The sequence below is a fragment of the Vibrio sp. Vb0667 genome (assembly GCF_033391095.1).
Map to the genome: position 1 here is coordinate 1 of NZ_JAWPOL010000072.1, position 2482 is coordinate 2482.

The 2482-nt window shown below is 47.8% G+C and carries 1 pseudogene; it reads right to left on the reverse strand.

Going from position 1 to position 2482, the window contains the following annotated elements:
• Window positions 1-2482: pseudogene (locus R8269_RS23340) on the reverse strand (FimV/HubP family polar landmark protein); the annotation flags it as partial.

A 2482-nucleotide genomic window follows, 5' to 3' on the forward strand; every position in this document is an offset into this window, starting at 1 on the left:
CAGACTCAACGTCGTCTAGTAACCAGTCTTCTTCTTGAGGAACGCCAAATTCATTCTCAACAGTATTCGGCGTTGGCGTGAATGCAGGTTCTTCCTCTTTACTGGTAATTTCTGGTTCAGTCTGTTCCTCGCGAAGTTGATACTCACCATTTTCAGAGGGCAGCTCTTCAGCCGATGGCATCAAATTCTCTTTGACAGATGAGTTTTCTAACTCTTCAGCAAAACCTTCTTTGCCTTCCAGAAGTGCGTCTAGCTCGGCGGCAAAATCTGCACTTTCTTGCTCAGTTTCTTCAAGAACGGTGTTGTCAGATTCAAACAGTTCATCCAGCTCAGTCATCAGAGGATCATGCTCTGGTGACATTTCCTCAAGATCACCTAAGAAGTCATTGCTATTAAACGGGACGCTTTCTTCTTGTAATGATTTCGTTAGTTCTGGTTCTGATGCAGCCGATGGTTGTGGCTGCGCCTCGCTCAGTAGAGCGTCGATATCTAAGCCAGATTCAAGTTCTAACTCTGAGGCGTCTTCTTCAACCTGCGCGGTTAGCGGCTTTTCTTCCTCTGGCTCAAGCGCTTTATTTTGTTCCGTTTGAGGCTCAATCTCTTCAAAACCAAAATCAGCCACCAAGTCATCGTCTAACTGACTCTCATCAGCAGTGACTGCCTCATCCTCACGAATCAAATCATCGAATGGGTCGAGCTCGGTCGTGATCTCGTCTTCCAAAACGGGCTTTTCATCGTCGTCTTGCAGTAACTCATCGAGTAATTCAACGCTGTTTTCGTCGAGTTCCTCAATTGCTTCTTCAGCCTCAAAATCAGATAGCGCTTCCAATTCGTTGAGCGGATCGAACTCTTCCTCGGTTTCGTCTTCATCGAAATCGATCAATTCGTCGAGTAGCTCAGTGCTGTTTTCATCGATATCGGTGTCATCAGTCAAACCCGCCAGACTTTCGAGTTCATCAAGTGGGTCAAGCTCACTTGATGTTTCTTCTGCTGGTTGATCGTATTGAGCTAATAGCTTATCAATATCGTCATCCGACGCCTCTCCTGCCGAGAAATCCTCGTCTGAGACTTGCGGCTCTGGCTTGGTATCTTCAACGTCAAGATCTAAATCATCGTCGCCAAGTTCTGCGAATAAATCGTCCAGCATCGCTTGATCAACGCTGCCACTTGAAAGGTCTTCCGATGGTTCATCATCAGCAAGAAGTTTGGCAAATTCATCATCAGAAATAGCGTTATCGTCGTCGGACAAGTCGAAGCCTGTTTCGTCTTCGTCGAGCACTTCAAGTTCTGGCGTCACTTCATCAAGCGCACGTTCCATCTCTTCAAGGCCCAGCGCTTTCTCGTCGCCATTGACTTGAATGCCGCTCGTTGAAGAATCAAACTCGTCAAATCCAACGTCTAAATCACCATCATCGCCGATACCGGCAAATGGATCTTCGCCGTCATCGCCTTCTAAGTTGAAGTCTAGTTCTTCGTCATCTAGGTTTGCGAAGACATCTTCTTCAAGCTCAGCTTTCTCATCCTGCTCTAACAGCGGTTCAGAGTCATCATCACCAAACAAGTCATCATCTAGGCTGAGCTCATCATCAAGTTGGTCAGCGGCAGCTAAACCTATTGGTGCCGCAAGCGGGTCGATATCTTGTGTCTGCTGCTGCGCGGCTTCCTCTTCTTTCGATTTCGAGCGACGACCAAGTAGCATGACAACCAACAACGCTAGCAGTGCCCCGGGAATCAGAGCTGCAAGTCCGACTAGCCAACCATTGGATAGAATCTTATCCATCGTACTTGGCTGCATGCGTTGCTGCTCAGCAACACGTTGGCGCTCTTCTGCCAACAGCTTTTCCACTTCCGAACGAATGCGCTCTTCGTCGTTAAGCTCGCTTTTGAGTGTTTCAACTTCGCTCTGCACTTGAGACAACATGAGGCGCAGACGATGGTTTTTCTCTTCTAGTGATTCAAGCTCACTTTGCGAGCCCTGCAGCTTGTCTTTTAGATCACTAACCTGCTTTTCACCTTGCGGTGACGTCGAAACTGGTGGCACGTTTGCTGTCGTTTCAACAGGTTTAACTGGTTCAGGTTTTGGTGGAGTAACAACTGGCGGTTTTGGCGCAGTAGGCTCTGCAACAGGTTTAGGTTTAACCTCTATCTGTTTAACTGGAGCTGGCTTTTCTGGCTTGGGTTGTTTTAGTCGTAACTCATGCGCCTTCATAATGGCAACAGCTTGCTCAGTCGTCGCACTGCGAACTTGCTCTAATGAAGGAACACGAAGACGGCTGCCTGGGATCAGCTCGTGGATGTTTTGATTGTCAAACGCTTGAGGGTTGATTCGATAAATGGCGAGAAGCGTTTGTTGTACCGAGACATTACGTGACGGTCTTAGCTCAGAAGCAATCGACCACAGTGTTTGGTTTTCACCTGTAGGGCCGAAAAGCGCGAAGGCTGAGTATTCTCAGGTGGAGTAGGTAATGCTCGTTCGATCTCT